This window comes from Hydrogenophaga sp. (genome assembly GCF_030651625.1).
Classification (GTDB): domain Bacteria; phylum Pseudomonadota; class Gammaproteobacteria; order Burkholderiales; family Burkholderiaceae_C; genus Hydrogenophaga.
Window position 1 is genome coordinate 21,851 of record NZ_JAUSCF010000006.1, and the last position, 19,592, is coordinate 41,442.

Annotated in this window: 16 protein-coding genes and 1 pseudogene; all 17 read left to right on the forward strand. The window is 60.5% G+C overall.

Annotated elements, in window-relative coordinates; all coding sequences use genetic code 11:
• The first annotated feature begins 2 nt into the window (after positions 1-2).
• The gene (locus tag Q7V46_RS01600; protein WP_304911753.1) at positions 3-683 is read left to right on the forward strand and encodes a type 4a pilus biogenesis protein PilO; all 681 of its coding nucleotides are present in this window, start codon (positions 3-5) and stop codon (positions 681-683) included.
• Entirely contained in the window at positions 680-1,234 is a 555-nt protein-coding gene (locus Q7V46_RS01605; RefSeq protein ID WP_304911754.1) for a pilus assembly protein PilP, read from the forward strand. Before Q7V46_RS01600 ends, Q7V46_RS01605 begins: the two co-directional genes overlap by 4 nt.
• Positions 1,231-3,392 (forward strand): annotated as a pseudogene (gene pilQ, locus Q7V46_RS01610) (type IV pilus secretin PilQ). The gene Q7V46_RS01605 and the pseudogene pilQ overlap by 4 nt, the downstream one beginning before the upstream one ends.
• Before the next feature lie 33 nt (positions 3,393-3,425).
• Positions 3,426-3,863 (forward strand): hypothetical protein, encoded by a 438-nt coding sequence (locus tag Q7V46_RS01615; protein WP_304911755.1) that lies wholly within the window; start codon positions 3,426-3,428, stop codon positions 3,861-3,863.
• Positions 3,864-4,002: 139 nt separating this feature from the next.
• Complete coding sequence (locus Q7V46_RS01620; protein WP_304912017.1) at positions 4,003-4,521, forward strand: shikimate kinase; 519 nt, start codon at positions 4,003-4,005, stop codon at positions 4,519-4,521.
• A gap of 126 nt (positions 4,522-4,647) precedes the next feature.
• Positions 4,648-5,772, forward strand: coding sequence for a 3-dehydroquinate synthase (aroB, locus tag Q7V46_RS01625; RefSeq protein ID WP_304911756.1), 1,125 nt, complete (start codon positions 4,648-4,650; stop codon positions 5,770-5,772).
• Positions 5,769-6,998 carry a deoxyguanosinetriphosphate triphosphohydrolase gene (locus Q7V46_RS01630; RefSeq protein ID WP_304911757.1) on the forward strand — a complete coding sequence of 410 codons (1,230 nt, stop codon included), beginning with the start codon at positions 5,769-5,771 and terminating at the stop codon, positions 6,996-6,998. The genes aroB and Q7V46_RS01630 overlap by 4 nt, the downstream gene beginning before the upstream one ends.
• Positions 6,998-8,224: a CynX/NimT family MFS transporter gene (locus tag Q7V46_RS01635; RefSeq protein ID WP_304911758.1), complete on the forward strand. Its 1,227-nt coding sequence runs from the start codon at positions 6,998-7,000 to the stop codon at positions 8,222-8,224. Before Q7V46_RS01630 ends, Q7V46_RS01635 begins: the two co-directional genes overlap by 1 nt.
• A 122-nt stretch (positions 8,225-8,346) precedes the next feature.
• A complete protein-coding gene (locus Q7V46_RS01640; RefSeq protein WP_304911759.1) occupies positions 8,347-9,033 on the forward strand; it encodes a transposase in 687 nt (228 codons plus the stop codon).
• A 199-nt stretch (positions 9,034-9,232) separates the two neighbouring features.
• Positions 9,233-14,011, forward strand: coding sequence for a glutamate synthase-related protein (locus Q7V46_RS01645; RefSeq protein ID WP_304911760.1), 4,779 nt, complete (start codon positions 9,233-9,235; stop codon positions 14,009-14,011).
• A 30-nt stretch (positions 14,012-14,041) separates the two neighbouring features.
• Complete coding sequence (locus Q7V46_RS01650; protein WP_304911761.1) at positions 14,042-15,508, forward strand: glutamate synthase subunit beta; 1,467 nt, start codon at positions 14,042-14,044, stop codon at positions 15,506-15,508.
• Positions 15,509-15,633: 125 nt separating this feature from the next.
• The gene (locus tag Q7V46_RS01655) at positions 15,634-16,449 is read left to right on the forward strand and encodes an ABC transporter ATP-binding protein (RefSeq protein ID WP_304911762.1); all 816 of its coding nucleotides are present in this window, start codon (positions 15,634-15,636) and stop codon (positions 16,447-16,449) included.
• On the forward strand, positions 16,446-17,225 hold the full coding sequence (gene mlaE / locus Q7V46_RS01660; RefSeq protein ID WP_304911763.1) for a lipid asymmetry maintenance ABC transporter permease subunit MlaE: 780 nt from the start codon (positions 16,446-16,448) through the stop codon (positions 17,223-17,225). Before Q7V46_RS01655 ends, mlaE begins: the two co-directional genes overlap by 4 nt.
• A gap of 18 nt (positions 17,226-17,243) precedes the next feature.
• The gene (mlaD, locus tag Q7V46_RS01665; protein WP_304911764.1) at positions 17,244-17,720 is read left to right on the forward strand and encodes an outer membrane lipid asymmetry maintenance protein MlaD; all 477 of its coding nucleotides are present in this window, start codon (positions 17,244-17,246) and stop codon (positions 17,718-17,720) included.
• A gap of 98 nt (positions 17,721-17,818) precedes the next feature.
• Entirely contained in the window at positions 17,819-18,583 is a 765-nt protein-coding gene (locus tag Q7V46_RS01670; RefSeq protein WP_304911765.1) for a VacJ family lipoprotein, read from the forward strand.
• Positions 18,584-18,669: 86 nt separating this feature from the next.
• The gene (locus Q7V46_RS01675) at positions 18,670-19,296 is read left to right on the forward strand and encodes a phospholipid-binding protein MlaC (protein ID WP_370690253.1); all 627 of its coding nucleotides are present in this window, start codon (positions 18,670-18,672) and stop codon (positions 19,294-19,296) included.
• A 12-nt stretch (positions 19,297-19,308) separates the two neighbouring features.
• Complete coding sequence (locus tag Q7V46_RS01680) at positions 19,309-19,590, forward strand: lipid asymmetry maintenance protein MlaB (RefSeq protein ID WP_304911766.1); 282 nt, start codon at positions 19,309-19,311, stop codon at positions 19,588-19,590.
• Positions 19,591-19,592 lie beyond the last annotated feature (2 nt).

The following is a 19,592-nucleotide window of genomic DNA, read 5'->3' on the forward strand; positions in this document are numbered from 1 at the left end:
CCATGGCTAAATCTAAATCAATGAATCTGGATTTCAAGCGAATCCAGGACCAGCTTCGGAGTCAGTTCTCGGGACTGGATCCCAACGACCCTTCTCAGTGGCCCTACCTGCCAAAGAACCTGTTGTATGTGGTCGTTTGCGCAGCTGTGATTGCCGCTCTGTGGTTCGTCTGGCTGAAGGATGTCGACGAGCAGCTCGTGGCTGAGAAAGCTCGGGAAACACAGCTCCGTGCGAGCTACCGGGGCAAATTGGTGCAGGCGGTGAACCTTGACGCTTTGAGGAAACAGCTTGAGCAGGTGCAAACCTATGTGACCCAGCTTGAGAAGCAACTGCCCAGCAAGGCCGAGATGGATGCGCTGCTTTCAGACATCAACCAGGCTGGCTTGGGGCGAAGCCTGCAGTTTGAGCTTTTCAGGCCCGGGCAGGTTGCTGTCAAGGAGTACTACGCAGAATTGCCCATCACGGTGCGGGTCACGGGGGGGTACCACGACATCGGGCTGTTCGCCGCTGACATCGCCAATCTCTCTCGGATCGTCACATTGAACAACCTCGCTTTGACGCCTGTGCGGGATCGAGAAGGTGTGCTGACTCTCGATGGCATTGCCAAGACCTTCCGCTACCTGGATGAAGAAGAAATTGCGTTGCAACAGAAGGCAAAACCTGCTGCGGGAGCCAAGAAGTGACTCCAAAGAAAATATCTGGCGCCATCCTTCTGACGGTCATTGCCGCATTGCTGAGCGCGTGCTCCGCTTCGGGTGAAGATGAGTTGCAGCAATGGATGGTGAGCGAGCGCAACAGCATTCGGCCCAGCGTGACGCCCATCCCCGAGCCCTCCAAATTTGATCCTAAGGCTTACACCGGGGAGAGCCTGGAAGAGCCGTTCAGCAACAGCAAGCTGGCCAGCATTCTCCGCAGTGGTCAGAGTGTTCAGTTATCCAACTCCTCGTTGATCGAACCCGAGCTCAATCGGCGCAAGCAGCCTCTGGAGTCCTTTCCGCTGGATGTCATGTCGATGGTGGGAAGCCTGAGTCAGCAAAGCCAGCTCGTGGCACTGGTGAAGGTGGACAACCTTCTGTATCAGGTGCGCCCCGGCAACTACCTGGGACAAAACTTCGGCCGCGTCGAGCGGATCACCGAGACGGAGGTCGTTTTGCGCGAAATTGTGCAAGACGCATCGGGTGAGTGGACCCAACGACCAGCAGCGCTACAGCTACAAGAGGAAGCTTCGAAATGAACAAGCCAACAAAGGCCAAGATGTCCAGCTCCATTCAGCGTCAGTTCGGAAAGGGACTGGTCTTTGCACTGGTTGCCCTGGGTTCCACATGGGCAAGTGCCCAGAATGCCATCAAGTCGCTTACGGGGGGCGTTCAAGGGGGCGTTGAGGTCATTCGTATCGAGACGAACCAACCGTTGGCGAGCATACCCACTGGATTCACCATTCAGTCCCCCGCCAGGATTGCGCTGGACTTTCCTGGCATGGCCAACGCGATCGGTCGCAATTCCATCGACCTGAACCAGGGCAATCTGCGCTCGGCCAATGTGGTGCAGGCGGGTGATCGCACGCGTGTGGTGATCAACCTCAAGCAGCCTTCGGCCTACCAGGCCAGCATGGATGGAAATACCCTGGTTGTGGTGCTGGATCGATCGGCTGCGACCACGGTGGCTCCCGCAGAGCCTCAGGCCTTTGCTGAAAGCCGAAACAATGCTGTCGCTCCTCTTCGGGACATCGACTTCCGCCGCGGTGCAGGCAGTTCCGGACGTGTCGTGGTGGAACTGGCCAACAACCAGGTGGGCGTTGACATACGGCAGCAAGGACAAAACCTCGTCGTCGAGTTCCTCAAGACTTCGCTCCCGGAAGGGCTCAGGAGAAGGCTTGACGTCACGGACTTCGGCACGCCGGTGGAGACCACATCGTGACCTCTCAGGCAGGCGACCGGGTGCGCATGGTGGTGAGTCCCAAGGGGAATTGGGAACATTCCGCCTACCAGAGCGACAACCAGTTTGTTCTGGAAGTGCGCGAACAGGCCATCGACCCCACCAAACTCACGCAGGGACCAGGCTACAACGGCGAAAAGCTGTCGCTCAACTTCCAGAACATCGAAGTCCGATCGCTGTTGCAGGTCATCGCCGATTTCACGAATTTCAACGTGGTCACCTCCGATTCCGTCACCGGCGCGGTCACCTTGCGCTTGAAGGACGTTCCTTGGGATCAGGCGCTGGACATCATTCTTCAGGCGAAAGGCCTGGGGATGCGCAAGAATGGAAACGTGCTGTGGATTGCACCCAACGATGAGATTGCGGCACGCGAAAAGCAGGAGCTTGAGTCCAAGGCTTCCATCGAAAGTCTTGAAACGCTGAGAACCCAGGGGTTCCAGATGAACTACGCCAAGGCGGCCGACATCGCCACACAGATTTCAGCGGGTGGCTCGGGTGGAGCAGGAGGAGCCGCTGGCGCCCGGATTCTTTCCCCACGCGGCAGCGTGATTGCCGAACCCCGAACCAACCAGCTGTTTGTCACCGACATTCCATCGAAGCTGGAGCAGGTTCAAGCCTTCATTGCCAAGCTGGATATTCCGATTCGCCAGGTGCTGATCGAGGCGCGCATCGTGGAAGCAGATGACCGGTTCGGTCGCTCCATAGGTGTTCGTCTGGGGGGTAGCGACCTTCGTGGTGTGCGGGGTGGTCAGCCTGGTTATCCCATTGGTGGATCGGATCGCATTGCAATTGGCGGCAGCTACAACGCCGTGTCGAGCACAACGGTGGAGAGCGTCAACGTGCTTGACACCATCAACACCTCGTTTGTCAATCTGCCCTCTACCGGCGCGGGCGGATTCAACGCGGCCGCATTTGCCGTCTCGCTTTTCAGTTCGGCGGCCAACAGGTTCTTGAACCTGGAAATCTCCGCCCTGGAAGCCGATGGAAGGGGCAAGATTGTGTCCAGCCCGCGCATCGTCACGGCCGACCAGGTGAAGGCCTTGATCGAACAGGGTACAGAATACCCCTACCAAACCGCCACTTCCAGCGGCGCAACGGCGATTGCCTTCCGAAAGGCCAACCTGAAGCTTGAAGTGACACCGCAGATCACCCCGGAAGGCAACATCATTCTGGATGTGGACATCAACAAGGACAGCCGCGGCGAAACGACCACAGCCGGTATCGCCATCAATACCAAGCACGTGCAAACCCAGGTGCTGGTCGAGAACGGTGGCACCGTGGTCATTGGCGGTATCTTCGAGTTGATTGAAATTGACGATGTGACCAAGGTGCCTTTGCTGGGCGATATTCCTGTGGTGGGTAACCTGTTCAAGAACCGCAGCCGCACCGCAAACAAGTCCGAGCTGCTTGTATTCTTGACACCCCGCGTGATCACAGATCGCGGCGTGTCGCGCTAATTTCATCGAGAATTGAATTCATAGGGACCCGTTATGAAGCTTTGGAAACTTTCCAGTGTTGTTTTTTCTTGTGTTGCACTGACGGCTTGTGGTGGTGGAGGCGATGAGCCGGGGGATGTGGGCGAGATGGCGGTTGATCCAGCAGCGGTCACTTGGACGATTTCAAGTTGTGATAGAGCAACCAGCAATGCACTGTCCGTACACACCATCAATGGTGGAAAGCCTCCCTTCCGGCTCTTGAATTCTTTCCCCCAGAACTTTGAATTCGGCACCATTCAGGTTGTAAATGGTGCACAGCGGTATGTACCTCTACCTTTGTCTTCGACCGGTGTGGCCGAATTGCGTGGTAAGGATCCTCAGTTTGCCGTTTTGACATCTGCTGGATGCAGTGATATTTCCTTTATTGTTCTTGATCAGGACTCGCAGCGAGTCAATGTGGAAATCACTGTTGAAGAAGATTCTGGAAACTGATCCAGGCACAATCCCAAGACCAGTACCGATTTGGTGCCGGCATCAAGGCTGGGAGTTGATCTGGCTTTGTTAAAGCTCCGCCCCTCGTACGCCTTTGATCTTTTCTCAAGGTTTCATACCAGTGAGTTGTATCGCGTTGGTGGGTCTGCCTGGTTCAGGCAAGTCCACTGTTGGCCGGCAACTGGCCCGTCGCTTCAATCTGTTGTTCGTCGACTCTGATGCGCGAATCGAGCAACGTCTGGGTTGTTCGATTCGCGAGTTTTTTGAGCGAGAGGGCGAAGGGCGGTTTCGCGAGGTCGAAGCAGACGAAATCGATCAGCTGACCCAAAGAACAGATTGTGTCCTCTCCACAGGCGGAGGCTCTGTGCTCCGAGCTGAAAACAGGCAACGATTGCATGAGCGCTGCCAGGTCGTGTACCTGCGCTCATCGCCTGAAGAGGTGTTCAGGCGCTTGCGTCACGACCGCAACAGGCCACTGCTTCAAGTGGCCGATCCATTGACCAAACTGCGCGATCTGTATGCGGAGCGGGATCCGCTGTACCGGGAGACCGCCCACTTTGTGATCGAGACAGGGAGGCCGTCGGTGGCCATGTTGGTCAACATGATTGCGATGCAGCTTGAGCTTTCTGGCCATGTGGTCGGAAGGTCTGCCCCATAAGTCGGCTGCTCACCTTCCGGCAGCGCGGAGTTGCCGACTTCTGCAAGGGAGAGATTCGTTCCGCTGACCTGCCCCCACCCTTTTCAGCCGACGCAAGCTCCTTTCGTGCTGATCTAAACTCCGATCATGAACGAGACAGCTATCAGACCGGGTATGGACTGCGTCGAGATCGCTTTGGGCGAACGCAGTTACCAGATTCACATCGGCTCCGGCCTCATCGACACGGCCAGCAGCTTTCATGGACTGCCTGCAGGTCGGTCGGCATTGATCGTATGCAACGAAACGGTCGCGCCCTTGTACCTCCATCGGCTTGAAAACGCTTTGGAGGTGCACCACGCCGTTGTGCATGCGCTGGTGCTTCCCGATGGTGAGGCGCACAAGCATTGGGCCACCCTGAACCTGGTGTTCGACAAACTCCTCCAGCACGAGTGCGACAGAAAGACCGTGCTTTATGCCTTGGGTGGCGGCGTGGTGGGTGACATGACGGGTTTTGCCGCAGCGTGTTACATGCGTGGCGTCCCGTTTGTACAGGTGCCGACAACGCTGCTGGCACAGGTGGATTCTTCGGTGGGTGGCAAGACGGGGATCAACCATCCCCTGGGCAAGAACATGATCGGGGCGTTTTACCAACCCCTTCGCGTCATCTGTGATCTGGACACGCTTTCAACGCTGCCTTCCAAAGAACTGAGCGCGGGGCTGGCCGAAGTCATCAAGTACGGACCCATTGCCGACATGGCTTTCTTCGAATGGATCGAGGACCACGTGGACGCTTTGATGGCTCGCGACAAAGCCTCTCTGGCGTTTGCCGTCAAACGCAGCTGTGAAATCAAGGCCTGGGTGGTGAGCCAGGATGAGCGCGAGTCGGGGCTGCGCGCGATACTGAATTTCGGTCACACGTTTGGTCACGCCATCGAAGCGGGCATGGGATATGGGTCCTGGCTGCACGGCGAGGCGGTTGGCTGCGGCATGGTGATGGCAGGGCGCCTGTCCCTGTCGCTTGGCCTGGTCGATCAGGCCTTTGTTGACCGCCTGGCGTCACTGGTGAAGAAGGCGGGCTTGCCGGTGGTCGCACCGCTGCTCGATACGCACGACAACGTAGGGCGCTACATGGAGCTGATGCGGGTCGACAAAAAGGCAGAAGGAGGCGCCATTCGGTTCGTTGTGATTGACGGACCTGGGCGCGCCCGGCTGCAGGAGGTGCCCGACGATCTGGTTGCTGAGGTGATTCGCAGCAGTTGCGCCTCGGCATGAATGTGGATCAATCCCCTCTGCCGGGGCAACTGGCGCGCTATGCGAGCGATCCGGCGCAAAGTCGTGGCAGACGGATCGACGAACCGGCTGCCCCCACGCGCACGGTGTTCCAGCGAGACCGGGACCGGGTCATTCATTCCACCGCATTCAGGCGACTGGTCTACAAGACCCAGGTCTTTCTGAACCACGAAGGCGATCTCTTTCGCACGCGCCTGACCCACTCCCTCGAAGTTGCGCAACTGGGGCGTAGCATCGCGCGATCCCTGCAGTTGAACGAAGACCTGGTGGAGGGCATTTCGCTGGCCCACGACCTGGGCCACACCCCGTTCGGTCATGCGGGTCAGGACGCGTTGAACGCCTGTTTGAAGTCGTTGCCAGTGGGCAGTGCCGAGCAGAGCAGTGGCTTCGAGCACAATTTGCAGAGCCTGCGTGTGGTGGACGAGCTCGAGGAGCGCTACCCCGGGTTTGACGGGTTGAATCTCTCATTCGAAACGCGGGAGGGCATTCTCAAGCACTGTTCCCGCGCCAACGCCCAGTGGTTGGAAGTGAAGGAGCCTGGAGGTGTGGGCGCCCGGTTTCTGCACGGCGGTTCGCCTTCGCTCGAAGCGCAGCTTTGCAACCTCGCTGATGAGATCGCGTACAACGCGCACGACATTGACGATGGTGTGCGTTCTGGCCTGCTGTCGCTGGAGCAACTGGAGCAGGTGCCGCTGTTTGACGGCCATCGGCGCGCTGCCCTGAAGGTACATGCCGGCTTGAAAGGACGCAGGCTGCTGTTCGAGTCGATCCGTTTGATGTTGAGCGAGCAGGTCTATGACGTTATTGACACCACACGCCAACGCCTGGGTGAGACCCGTGTGGCATCGACCGAAGACGTGCGTTCGGCCCCCAACCTGGTGTGCTTTTCAGGCGCCATGCAATCAGCGTCCAGGGCATTGAAATCCTTTTTGCACAAGAACCTGTACCGGCATCCTCAGGTGATGGAGAACACCGACCGGGCGCGTCAGATCGTGTCCGATCTGTTCGCCGTGTATCTCGAGCGGCCAGCAGAAATGACGGATGGTGCATTGCCCGAGCGCCCGTTGGCGCGTGCCGTGGCTGATCACATCGCCGGGATGACCGATCGTTTCGCGATCCGTGAGCACGAGCGCTTGATGGGGACGTCGGTCTTTCCCTCTGGGGCCGAGCCCACATCCGGGACGACCCCGATCTTGGCGGAGCGCTGATGTCGTCTGCTCGTCCGGAGTTGAGTCCGCGCGGCACAGCCGCTTTGGTGGTGCTCGTTGGCGTGACCTGTGCCTTGCATGTCGGGAAGATGCCGGTGGCCATCCCTGTGCTGCAGGCGTCCCTGGGTCTGACCCTGGTTCAGGCCGGTTTCCTGCTGTCACTGGTGCAGCTGGCCGGCATGTTGCTGGGTTTGCCGGTCGGTCTGATGGCCGATCGCTTTGGACCTCGGCGGCTGATGCTGACCGGTCTGATCATCCTTGCCGCTGGCAGTGCCCTCGGCGCATTGGCGCCTGACGTGCGGGTTCTGCTCGCCACCCGGGTGCTGGAGGGCGTGGGCTTCCTGCTGGCGGTACTGCCTGCGCCGGCCTTGCTGCGCCAGCAGGTTCGTGAACCCTCCGTGTTGTCCAGGGCGCTGGGCTGGTGGGGTGCCTACATGCCATTTGGAACCGCGCTGGCCTTGCTGCTCGGCGTACCGCTGCTGGCAGGTATCGGATGGCGCTGGGCTTGGGCAAGCCTTGCCGCGCTGTCGTTGATGGCTGCCTTCGGCTTGGCGCGCGGGATCGCTGCTGATGGGCCTGAGCGCCATCCGTCGGGTGCGGCATCGGCGCTGGTGCCCAAACTGCTGCGCACCCTGTCGAGCTCCGGTCCCTGGCTGGTGGCCCTGGCGTTCTTCGTGTATTCGGGTCAGTGGATGGCGGTGGTTGGTTTCCTGCCCACCATTTACGGGCAATCGGGATTTTCAGCCGGGGCGGCGGGTGTCATGAGTGCCGTGGCTGCCGGTATCAACATGGGCGGCAATATCGCGGCAGGGCGTTGCCTCTCGCTCGGCGTGCGGCCAGGGATTCTGCTGGCAACGGGGTACGCTGCCATGGCGCTGGGTGCATGGGTAGCCTTCGCTGCGGTGGGGCATCCGGTGCTTCAGTATGGTGCGGTGTTGGTGTTCTCGTGCCTGGGCGGTTTGATCCCGGGAACATTGTTTGGCCTGGCTGTGGGACTCGCGCCCGACAACAGCACCGTCTCCACGACGGTGGGCTGGATGCAGCAGTTTTCTTCTCTGGGGCAATTTCTGGGACCACCGCTGGTGGCCTGGGTGGCGGTGGCCATGGGCGGATGGCAGTCCACCTGGGTGGTGACAAGCTTCTGTTCCCTGGTGGGTTTGTTCCTGGCCTGGCGTCTTCAGGTGGCTTGGAAGTTGTCTCGGCAGCCGCGGGCTGCTGCGGCCTGAGCTTTCAGCACCGGTCCGGGCGGCGGCGTCTGTGGACGCTGGCTGAGACTTCCACGCCCCAGGGCGAGGGCAGGGTTGCATAATCTGCCGGTCCCAACGTTCGGATGCCAACCAATACCCCCATGGCGCGTTTGCCCCGACTCTCGATTCCCGGCAACCTTCACCATGTCATGCAGCGGGGGAACAACCAGCAAGCGATCGTAAAAACGGATGCCGATCGATCGGCTTTGCTGACCATGGTGGGGGAGCAGGCCCTGCACTATCGTGTGGCACTGCACGCCTATGTGCTGATGGACACCCATTTCCATTTGCTCCTGACGCCTGCGACCCCCGGTGGGATCTCGCTGATGATGCAGGCGGTGGGGCGGCGTTATGTGCGGTATTTCAACGACCTCCACCACCGCAGTGGCACGCTCTGGGACGGCCGGTACCGGTCGACGGTGTTGCAGGCCGAGCGTCACCTGATCGCCCACATGTGTTTTCTGGACCTCATGCCGGTGCGTGCTGGTGTGACTGCGCAGCCCCACCTTTACCCGTGGTCCAGCCATTGCCACTATGTCGGGCAGTTGACCGACAAGCGATTGGTACCGCATCCGGTCTACTGGTCGCTCGGCAACACGCCTTTTGCGCGAGAGGCTGCTTACGCAGACCGGGTGCGTGAAGGCTTGACCGATGCGCAAGCTGTTGAAATCGCATCCTCGGTCAACCATGGCTGGGCCCTGGGTGAACCGGATTTCATCGACGGCCTCCAGCAGCAGACCCAAAGGCGCGTCAGCAAAGCGCGTCCAGGCCGTCCCCCCCTTCGGTAGCAGTTCAAACTCCGCGTCCGGCACGGTGGCGCGACAGGCTCTGGGTTTTCAATATGTCCCTAATTTATATGGCATGAGTCTGCTCTGGTTATGAATTGTTATCTGACCCCAATTTATACCGCTTGGCATTCTTGTTGCATTGCACTATGCTCTGCCTCCGCATCATTTCGCAGCGCCCCCGATTGAAGAAGGAAAAGCCATGACCACGGCCGCCGAGCAAGTCCACCTCCAGCAACAGGGTTTGTACGACCCGGCCCATGAACACGACGCCTGTGGCGTCGGTTTTGTGGCGCACATCAAGGGCGAAAAAAGTCACGCCATCGTGCAACAAGGGTTGAAGATTCTCGAAAACCTCGACCATCGCGGCGCAGTGGGCGCTGACAAACTCATGGGTGACGGCGCCGGTCTGCTGATTCAACTGCCCGACGCCCTGTACCGGGAAGAGATGGCGGCGCAAGGCGTGGTGCTGCCGCCTGCCGGTGAATACGGTGTGGGCATGATCTTCATGCCAAAGGAACATGCGAGCAGGCTGGCTTGTGAGCAGGAAATGGAGCGGGCCATTCAGGCTGAAGGCCAGGTGCTGCTTGGGTGGCGTGATGTGCCGGTGAACCGCGACATGCCCATGTCGCCCACGGTGCGAGCCAAGGAGCCGGTCATCCGCCAAGTGTTCATTGGGCGCGGCAACGATGTGATCGTGCAAGACGCGCTGGAGCGCAAGCTGTATGTGATTCGCAAAACCGCGAGCGGTGCCATCCAGCGCCTCAGGCTCACGCACAGCAAAGAGTACTACGTGGTCAGCATGAGCAGCCGTACCGTGGTCTACAAAGGCCTGCTGCTCGCCAGCCAGGTGGGTACCTATTTCAAGGATCTGGAGGACGAACGCTGCGTTTCTGCACTCGGCCTGGTGCACCAGCGCTTCTCCACCAACACCTTCCCCGAATGGCCGCTGGCCCACCCTTACCGATATGTCGCACACAACGGCGAGATCAACACCGTCAAGGGCAACTACAACTGGATGAAGGCCCGCGAAGGCGTGATGTCGTCGCCCGTGCTGGGGGCCGACCTGCAGAAGCTCTATCCCATCAGCTTCGCCAGTCAGTCCGACACCGCGACCTTCGACAACTGCCTCGAACTGCTCACCATGGCGGGCTACCCGCTGGCGCAGGCCGTGATGATGATGATTCCCGAACCCTGGGAGCAGCACACCACCATGGACGAGCGCCGCAAGGCCTTCTACGAGTACCACGCCGCGATGATGGAACCGTGGGACGGCCCGGCCTCCATCGTGTTCACAGACGGTCGCCAGATCGGCGCCACGCTGGACCGCAACGGCCTGCGCCCCTCGCGCTACTGCATCACCGACGACGACTTCGTGATCATGGGTTCCGAATCGGGAGTACTGCCCGTGCCCGAGAACAAAATCGTGCGCAAGTGGCGCCTGCAGCCCGGCAAGATGTTCCTCATCGATCTGGAGCAGGGTCGCATGATCGACGACGAAGAACTCAAAGCCAACCTGGCCAACAGCAAGCCATACAAGCAGTGGATCGACAACCTGCGCATCCGCCTCGACGACGTGGACACGCCGGTGGCGGGCGAGTCGGCCCAGGAGCAGCGCATCAGCGCCACCGAGCCACAGACCGCAGGTCTTGAAACGGTGGAACCTGAGCTGCTGGACCGCCAGCAGGCTTTTGGCTACACCCAGGAAGACATCAAGTTCCTGATGAGCCCGATGGCCGCCAATGGTGAAGAGGGCATCGGGTCCATGGGCAACGACAGCCCGCTGGCCGTGCTGTCTGACAAGAACAAGCCGCTGTACAACTACTTCAAACAGTTGTTTGCCCAGGTGACGAACCCGCCCATCGACCCGATCCGCGAAGCGATCGTGATGTCGCTGGTGTCCTTCATCGGCCCCAAGCCCAACCTGCTCGACATCAACCAGGTCAATCCACCGATGCGGCTGGAAGTGAGCCAGCCGGTGCTGGACTTCGCCGACATGGCCAAGCTGCGGGACATTGAAACTGTGACGCAGGGCAAGTTCCGCAGCCACACGCTGGACATCACCTATCCGGCTAACTGGGGCCGTGCAGGCGTGGAAGCCAAGCTGGCTTCGCTGTGTGCGGGTGCGGTCGACGCCATCAAGGGTGGCAAGAACATCCTGATCATCAGCGACCGGGCCATCAGCGCCACGCAGATCGCCATTCCCGCTCTGCTCGCGTTGTCGGCCATCCACCAGCACCTGGTGCGCGAAGGACTGCGGACCACCGCCGGTCTGGTGGTGGAAACCGGTACGGCACGCGAAGTGCACCATTTTGCCGTGCTGGCCGGTTACGGCGCAGAAGCCGTGCACCCTTACCTGGCCATGGAGACGCTGACCGCGATCCACAAGGGATTGCCGGGCGACCTGAGCGCCGACAAGGCGATCTACCAGTACGTGAAAGCCATTGGCAAGGGTCTGTCGAAGATCATGTCCAAGATGGGCGTGTCGACCTACATGTCGTATTGCGGTGCACAGCTTTTTGAAGCGATCGGGCTCAACAGCGCCACCGTCGACAAGTATTTCACCGGCACCGCGAGCCGCGTGGGCGGCATCGGCGTTTTCGAGATCGCCGAAGAAGGCATTCGCATGCACAAGGCCGCTTTTGGCGACGACCCGGTGCTGGCTTCCATGCTGGACACGGGAGGCGAATACGCCTGGCGTGCACGTGGTGAAGAACACATGTGGACGCCGGACGCGATCGCCAAGCTGCAGCACAGCACCCGGGCCAACAACTGGAACACCTACAAGGAGTACGCGCAGATCATCAACGATCAGAGCAAGCGCCACATGACGCTGCGCGGCCTGTTCGAATTCAAGGTCGACCCCACCACCGCCATTCCGGTGGAAGAGGTGGAGTCCGCCAAGGAAATCGTCAAACGCTTCGCCACCGGCGCCATGTCGCTGGGTTCCATCTCCACCGAAGCGCACGCCACGCTGGCCGTGGCCATGAACCGCATTGGCGGCAAGAGCAACACGGGCGAGGGCGGTGAAGACGCCTTGCGTTATCGCAACGAACTCAAGGGCATTCCGATCAAGCAGGGCGAGACCATGTCCGACCTGCTGGGCAAGGACGTGTTCGAGGTCGATTACGTGCTCCAGGCGGGAGACTCGATGCGTTCGCGCATCAAGCAGGTCGCTTCTGGCCGTTTCGGTGTCACCGCCGAATACCTCAACAGCGCCGATCAGATCCAGATCAAGATGGCGCAGGGCGCCAAGCCCGGCGAGGGCGGTCAGCTGCCCGGCGGCAAGGTGAGTGACTACATCGGCAAGTTGCGCCACAGCGTGCCGGGTGTGGGTCTCATCAGCCCGCCGCCGCACCATGACATCTACTCGATCGAAGATCTTGCGCAACTCATTCACGACCTGAAAAACGTGGCGCCGCATTCGAGCATCAGCGTCAAGCTGGTGTCGGAAATCGGTGTGGGCACCATCGCGGCGGGCGTGGCCAAGTGCAAGGCCGACCACGTGGTGATCGCTGGTCACGATGGGGGCACCGGCGCTTCGCCCTGGTCGTCCATCAAGCACGCGGGCAGTCCCTGGGAAATCGGCCTGGCCGAGACGCAACAGACCCTGGTCCTCAACCGGCTGCGCAGCCGTATCCGGGTGCAGGCCGACGGCCAGATGAAGACCGGCCGCGACGTGGTCATCGGCGCACTGCTGGGCGCCGACGAATTCGGTTTCGCGACCGCGCCCCTGGTGGTCGAGGGCTGCATCATGATGCGCAAGTGCCACCTCAACACCTGCCCGGTGGGCGTGGCTACGCAAGACCCTGCATTGCGCAAGAAATTCAGTGGCAAGCCCGAACACGTGGTGAACTACTTCTTCTTCATCGCAGAGGAAGTGCGCCAGATCATGGCGCAGCTGGGTATCCGCAAGTTCGACGATCTGATCGGCCGCGCCGATCTGCTGGACATGAAGCAGGGTATCGAGCACTGGAAGGCGCGCGGCCTGGACTTCAGCCGTCTGCTGGCCATGCCCGCCGTGCCGGCCGACGTGCCCCGACTGCATACCCAGGAACAGGAGCATGGCCTCGAGAAGGCGCTTGACAACGTACTTATCGAGAAATGCCGGCCAGCCATTGAAAAGGGCGAGCGCGTGCAGTTCATCGAGGTGGCGCGCAACGTCAACCGCTCGGTGGGCGCGATGCTGTCCGGTGCGGTGACCAAGGTGCATCCCGAAGGACTGCCTGACGACACCATCCGCATCCAGCTGGAGGGCACAGGTGGACAGTCGTTCGGGGCTTTCCTCACACGCGGCATCACGCTCTACCTGATCGGCGACGCCAACGACTACACGGGCAAAGGTCTCTCGGGTGGCCGGGTGGTGGTCCGGCCGAGCATCGACTTCCGGGGCGACGCCACGCGCAACATCATTGTGGGTAACACCGTGATGTACGGCGCCACCACGGGCGAAGCCTACTTCAGCGGTGTGGCAGGCGAACGGTTCGCCGTGCGCCTGTCAGGCGCGACCACCGTGGTGGAAGGCACGGGCGACCATGGCTGCGAATACATGACCGGTGGCACCGTTGCCGTGCTGGGCAAGACCGGTCGCAACTTCGCGGCGGGCATGAGCGGTGGATTGGCCTATGTCTACGACGAAGACGGGCAGTTCGCAAGGCGATGCAACACCGCGATGGTCAGCTTGGAAAAGGTGCTCAGCGCAGCTGAGCAGACGGCGACCATCGACAAGGCCGTGTGGCACCGGGACCAGACCGACGAGGCACAGTTGAAGAAGCTGCTGGAGGACCACAACCGCTGGACTGGTAGCAAACGCGCACGTGAACTACTTGATCACTGGTCGGAAGCCCGGGCCAAGTTCGTCAAGGTGTTCCCGAACGAATACAAACGGGCCCTGGGTGAGATCCATGCCCGCAAGATGGCGGCAGCGGCCACCGTCAAGGCGCAGGGCGCGGCCAAAAAAGACACCGCCGCCGCGAAGTAAAGAACCGGTCAAGCAAGAAGGACACGCATCATGGGAAAAGTTACTGGCTTCATGGAATTCGAGCGCCTGGAAGAGGGCTACAAGCCGGTTCCGGAACGACTGAAGCATTACAAGGAATTCGTGATCGGGCTGGACGACGGTCAGTCCAAGGTCCAGGCAGCACGCTGCATGGACTGCGGCACGCCGTTTTGCAACAACGGCTGTCCAGTCAACAACATCATCCCGGATTTCAACGACCTGGTGTACCAGGGTGACTGGAAGAACGCGATCACCGTCTTGCACAGCACGAACAACTTTCCCGAATTCACTGGCCGTATCTGTCCCGCGCCCTGCGAGGCGGCCTGCACACTGAACGTGAATGACGATCCGGTGGGGATCAAATCCATCGAGCACGCAATCATCGATCGCGCTTGGGCCGAAGGATGGGTGGTGCCACAACCGGCGCGCCACAGGACCGGCAAGTCGGTGGCGGTGGTCGGTTCCGGGCCTGCTGGCCTTGCGGCAGCCCAGCAACTCGCCCGGGCCGGCCATGCCGTGACCGTTTTTGAAAAGAACGACCGGATTGGTGGCTTGCTGCGCTACGGGATCCCCGACTTCAAAATGGAGAAGAGCCATATCGACCGCCGAGTGGCGCAAATGGAGGCCGAAGGCGTCGTGTTCCGCACCGGTATGCTGGTGGGTGCCATGCCCGCCGACAGCAAGGTGACCAACGATGCCAATGCAACCATCAGTGCCGATGAGCTCAAGGCCCAGTTCGATGCCGTGTTGCTCACTGGCGGCTCGGAGCAATCGCGCGACCTTCCGGTTCCAGGGCGTGAGCTCGACGGCGTTCATTTCGCCATGGAGTTCCTGCCGCAGCAGAACAAAGTCAATGCCGGCGACAAGCTGAAAAAGCAGCTCCGTGCCGACGGCAAGCACGTGATCGTGATCGGTGGTGGGGACACGGGTAGCGACTGCGTGGGCACCAGCAACCGTCACGGTGCGCTTTCCGTGACCCAGTTCGAGGTCATGCCGCAGCCGCCGGAAGAAGAAAACAAGCCGCTGGTGTGGCCCTACTGGCCCCTCAAGCTGCGCACCAGTTCCAGCCACGAAGAAGGCTGCTCAAGAGAATTTGCCATATCCACCAAGGCCTTCATTGGTGAAAAAGGAAAGGTCGCCGGGCTCCAGACCGTGCACGTGGAAATGAAGGACGGCAAGCTGGTGGAAATCGCTGGTACCGAAAAAGAGTACAAGGCCGATCTCGTGCTGCTGGCGATGGGCTTTGTCAATCCCGTGGCTTCGGTGCTGGATGCCTTCAATATCGACAAGGACGCGCGCGGCAACGCCCGTGCCTCGACCGAATTCGCAGGTGGCTACGCGACCAACGTGGAAAAGGTGTTTGCCGCTGGCGACATGCGGCGAGGTCAGTCTCTGGTGGTGTGGGCAATTCGCGAAGGCCGTCAGGCCGCCCGTTCGGTCGACGAGTTCCTCATGGGCTTTTCCGACCTGCCACGCTGAAGTCATGGAGCTAGTCAACCGGCTCCATGGCCTGCCTGCAGGCGGCCGCTGTCGGGGCTAGGGGCGTTGAATCGCAGGGCTTTCTTCGCGTGCGACAATGAGGGTTTTCCCAGGCCGCAGGCCACATGAACGAATCCCCTTTCATTGAAATTGACCACGTCACGTTCGGCTACGACAGCCGGCGCACGATTCTCAACGACCTGTCGCTGAGCTTCACGCGAGGAAAAGTCACGGCCGTGCTGGGTGGCTCGGGCTGTGGCAAGACCACCCTGCTGCGCCTGATTGGTGGTGTGCATGCCGCGAACGCCGGGCGCGTGGTGTTTGACGGTGAAGTCATCGACACGCGCAACAAGGCCCAGTTGTTCGCCATTCGCCGCCGCCTGGGCATGCTGTTCCAGTTCGGTGCGCTGTTCACCGATCTGTCGGTGTTCGACAACGTGGCCTTTCCCTTGCGTGAGATGACCGACCTGCCCGAATCGCTGATCCGGGACATTGTCCTCATGAAGCTGAACGCCGTGGGACTGCGCGGTGCGGCCGGACTGCGCATCAGCGAGGTGTCGGGTGGCATGGCGCGGCGCATTGCGCTGGCAAGGGCGATTGCCCTGGATCCCGAACTCATCATGTACGACGAACCCTTCGCCGGACTGGACCTGGTGTCGATGGGTGTGGCGGCCAAGCTGATCCGCACGCTCACCGACGTGACCGGTGCCACGACGCTGCTGATTTCTCACGATGTGCCTCAATGCATGGCCATCAGCGACTGGGTGGTGCTCATGGCCACCGGCGGGCGCGTGGTGGCTCAGGGCACGCCCGCCGAATTGATGGCCAGCGACGAGCCCGAGGTGCGTCAGTTCGTGCGTGGTGAACCGGATGGGCCGATCAAATTCCATTACCCAGCGCCACCCGTGGCGGTCGACTTTGGGGTGGAGGCCTCCCGATGAACGCGCTGCAGATGCTGGGTCGGCGCGCCCTGGACGTGTTCGCTGCATGGGGTCACGGTGCCGTGTTTTTCATCGAGCTGCTCAGGGCCGTACCGGCAGGGCTGGCCCGTTTTGGTCTGGTGGTGACGCAGATTCACGCCATCGGCAACCGTTCGCTGGTCATCATCCTTGCGTCGGGGCTCGCGGTGGGGTTCGTGCTGGCCTTGCAGCTGTACAACACGCTCACCAATTTTGGTGCCGCCGAATCGCTGGGGCTGGTCGTCAATCTCTCGCTGGTGCGTGAACTCGGTCCTGTCGTGACGGCGCTGCTGTTCGCTGGTCGTGCAGGCACCTCGCTGACCGCCGAGATCGGTCTCATGAAAGCGGGGGAGCAGATCGCTGCGATGGAACTCATGGCGATCGACCCACGCAAGCGCGTGCTGGCGCCACGTTTCATCGCGGGCGTGATCGCCATGCCATTGCTGGCGGCGCTGTTTTCTGCGATTGGCATCCTGGGCGCCTGGGTCGTGGCGGTCGGTCTGATCGGCATTGACGCCGGCAACTTCTGGTCGATCCAGCAAAACGGTGTGGACGTGTGGCGGGATGTCGGCAACGGCGTCGTCAAGAGCGCCGTGTTTGGCGTGATCTGTACCGCCGTGGCTTTGTACCAGGGCTTTGAAACCGAAGCCACGCCCGAAGGCGTGGCCTACGCCACCACCCGCACGGTGGTGACCGCCTCTCTGGGGGTGCTGGCCATGGACTTCATCCTCACGGCCCTGATGTTTTCGACCCCCTGATCACTGAGCAGCTCACGTATGAACAAAAGAAGCATTGAAATTTTCGTTGGCCTGTTTGTCGTGCTGGGTGCGGCGGGGCTGCTTTTCCTGGCACTCAAAGCAGCCAACCTCGGCAGTTTCACCAGTGGTGGCGCGACCTACACGGTGCAGGCCCGTTTTGACAACATCGGCGGTCTCAAGGCCCGGGCGCCAGTGCGCTCCGCCGGTGTGAATGTGGGTCGGGTCACCAGCGTCACACTGGACGCCCAGACCTACCAGGGGCTGGTGACCATGGAAATCAACCAGGGTTTCTTGTTCCCCAGAGACTCGTCGGCCAAGATCCTCACGGCGGGATTGCTGGGAGACCAGTACATTGGTCTCGAGCCTGGCGGTGACGAAAAAGATCTGGCCGCAGGCGACGTGATCACCCAGACACAGTCGGCGGTGGTACTTGAAAATCTGATCGGGCAGTTCCTGTTCAACCGTACCGCCGACGGCCCTGGTGAAGACAAGTAGTGGGGATGCGGCATCACGGTGGCTGGCTAGAATCTCAGCCGATTACACGCGGCCATGGCTGCGAGCAGAATTGAGCGCTTGACCTTCGGGAAATGCATATGTTGTTCAGGGAAAAAAAAATACACAGGCCTTTGAAGCTGCTGTGCCTTGCTGGCCTGGTGGCAGTGCTCGGAGCCTGTGCGACGGGGCCGGACGCCAACCCGCGAGATCCGCTCGAGCCTTTCAACCGCGGCGTCTTCAAATTCAATGACGCGGTGGACGAAGCCGTGATCAAGCCAGTGGCGGTGGTGTATCGGGACATTACCCCCGACCTTGTGCGCACCGGCGTGAGCAATTTTTTTGGCAACCTGAGCGATTTCTGGTCGTTCATCAACGCCACTCTACAAGCCCGGCCGCAAGAAGCGGTTGAGAATCTGGCGCGATTCAATGTCAACACCATTCTGGGACTGGGCGGTGTGCTGGACATCGCGTCCGAGATGGGTATTGACCGCACGAAACTCGATTTTGGGCAAACCATGGGACGCTGGGGTATTCCCTCCGGGCCGTATCTGGTGCTTCCTCTGCTGGGGCCTTCATCCGTTCGGGATGCGGCTGGATTCAGCGTGGAATCGCGAGGTGACCTTGTCATGGGTATCAACCATGTTCCGGCGCGAAATTCCCTTTACGGATTGCGTCTGATAGAAACACGGGCCAATCTGCTGCGCGCCAGTGCGATGCTCGAAGGCGCTGCGCTTGACAAATACAGTTTTTCCAGAGATTTCTATTTGCAGCGGCGCGAAAGCCAGATTGAATCGCTGATCGACAAAGGCGTTGGAAATCGCGACAACGGCGATGCCGACGAAGATACGAATCGCAACGAATGAGCTGGAACCGATTTCCGCGCCTCATCTCCAATGTATTCCGCAGCCAAGCTGCTGTTCCCAGGGCGTCTGGCCCGGAAAGGTATTTCATGCTCAACCGTCGAAATCTGCTGGGCGTTGTTGCCATTGCATCAAGTGCGCTGATGTCCATGCCTTCATGGGCTTCCGATGAAGCCCCTGACGTGCTCGTCAAGCGCATTTCCGGTGAAGTCATGGCTGCAGTGAAAGCCGATCCGGCTGTGCAGGGCGGCGACGTCAACCGCATCATGGAGTTGGTGGACGAGAAGATCATGCCCAGCGTCAACTTCTCTCGCATGACGGCATCGGCCGTCGGACGGCATTGGCGTCAGGCCACACCGGAGCAGCAAAAGCAGCTGCAGAGCGAATTCAAGACCTTGCTGGTGCGCACCTACTCGGGCGCCCTTGGTGAGGTCAAGGACCAGACTGTGACCTTCCGCCCCCTGCGTGCCCGCCCAGAAGATACCGAGGTGGTGGTCAGGTCTGAAGTGCGCGGTCGCGGCGAACCCATCCAGCTCGACTACCGGATGGAAAAGACAACCGAAGGCTGGAAGATTTATGACCTGAATGTGCTGGGCATCTGGCTGGTGGAAACCTACCGCACCCAGTTCTCGCAAGAAATCAATGCACGCGGCATCGACGGCTTGATCGCAGCGCTGTCTCAGCGCAACAAGAGCAACGTCGGAAAGACTGGTTGAAAGCGACGATCCATGTCCAACCCAGCGATCATTGCCATGCCTGACGTGGTGACCATGCACGTGGCCTCGGGTGTCCTTCAGGCGTTGTCGAGTTCGCTGGCGTTGCAGACCGACGCGGTGGCCACAGTCGATGCCCACGCTCTACAAACATTCGATTCCTCTGCTGTGGCCGTGTTGCTGGAGCTCAAGCGCGAGCTTGCGCAGGGCGGCCGTACGCTGGAGGTGGTCAATCTGCCGCCCAAGCTGAAGGCTCTGGTGGCCCTGTACGGCGTGAGCGAAATGCTGCCGGCATAAAA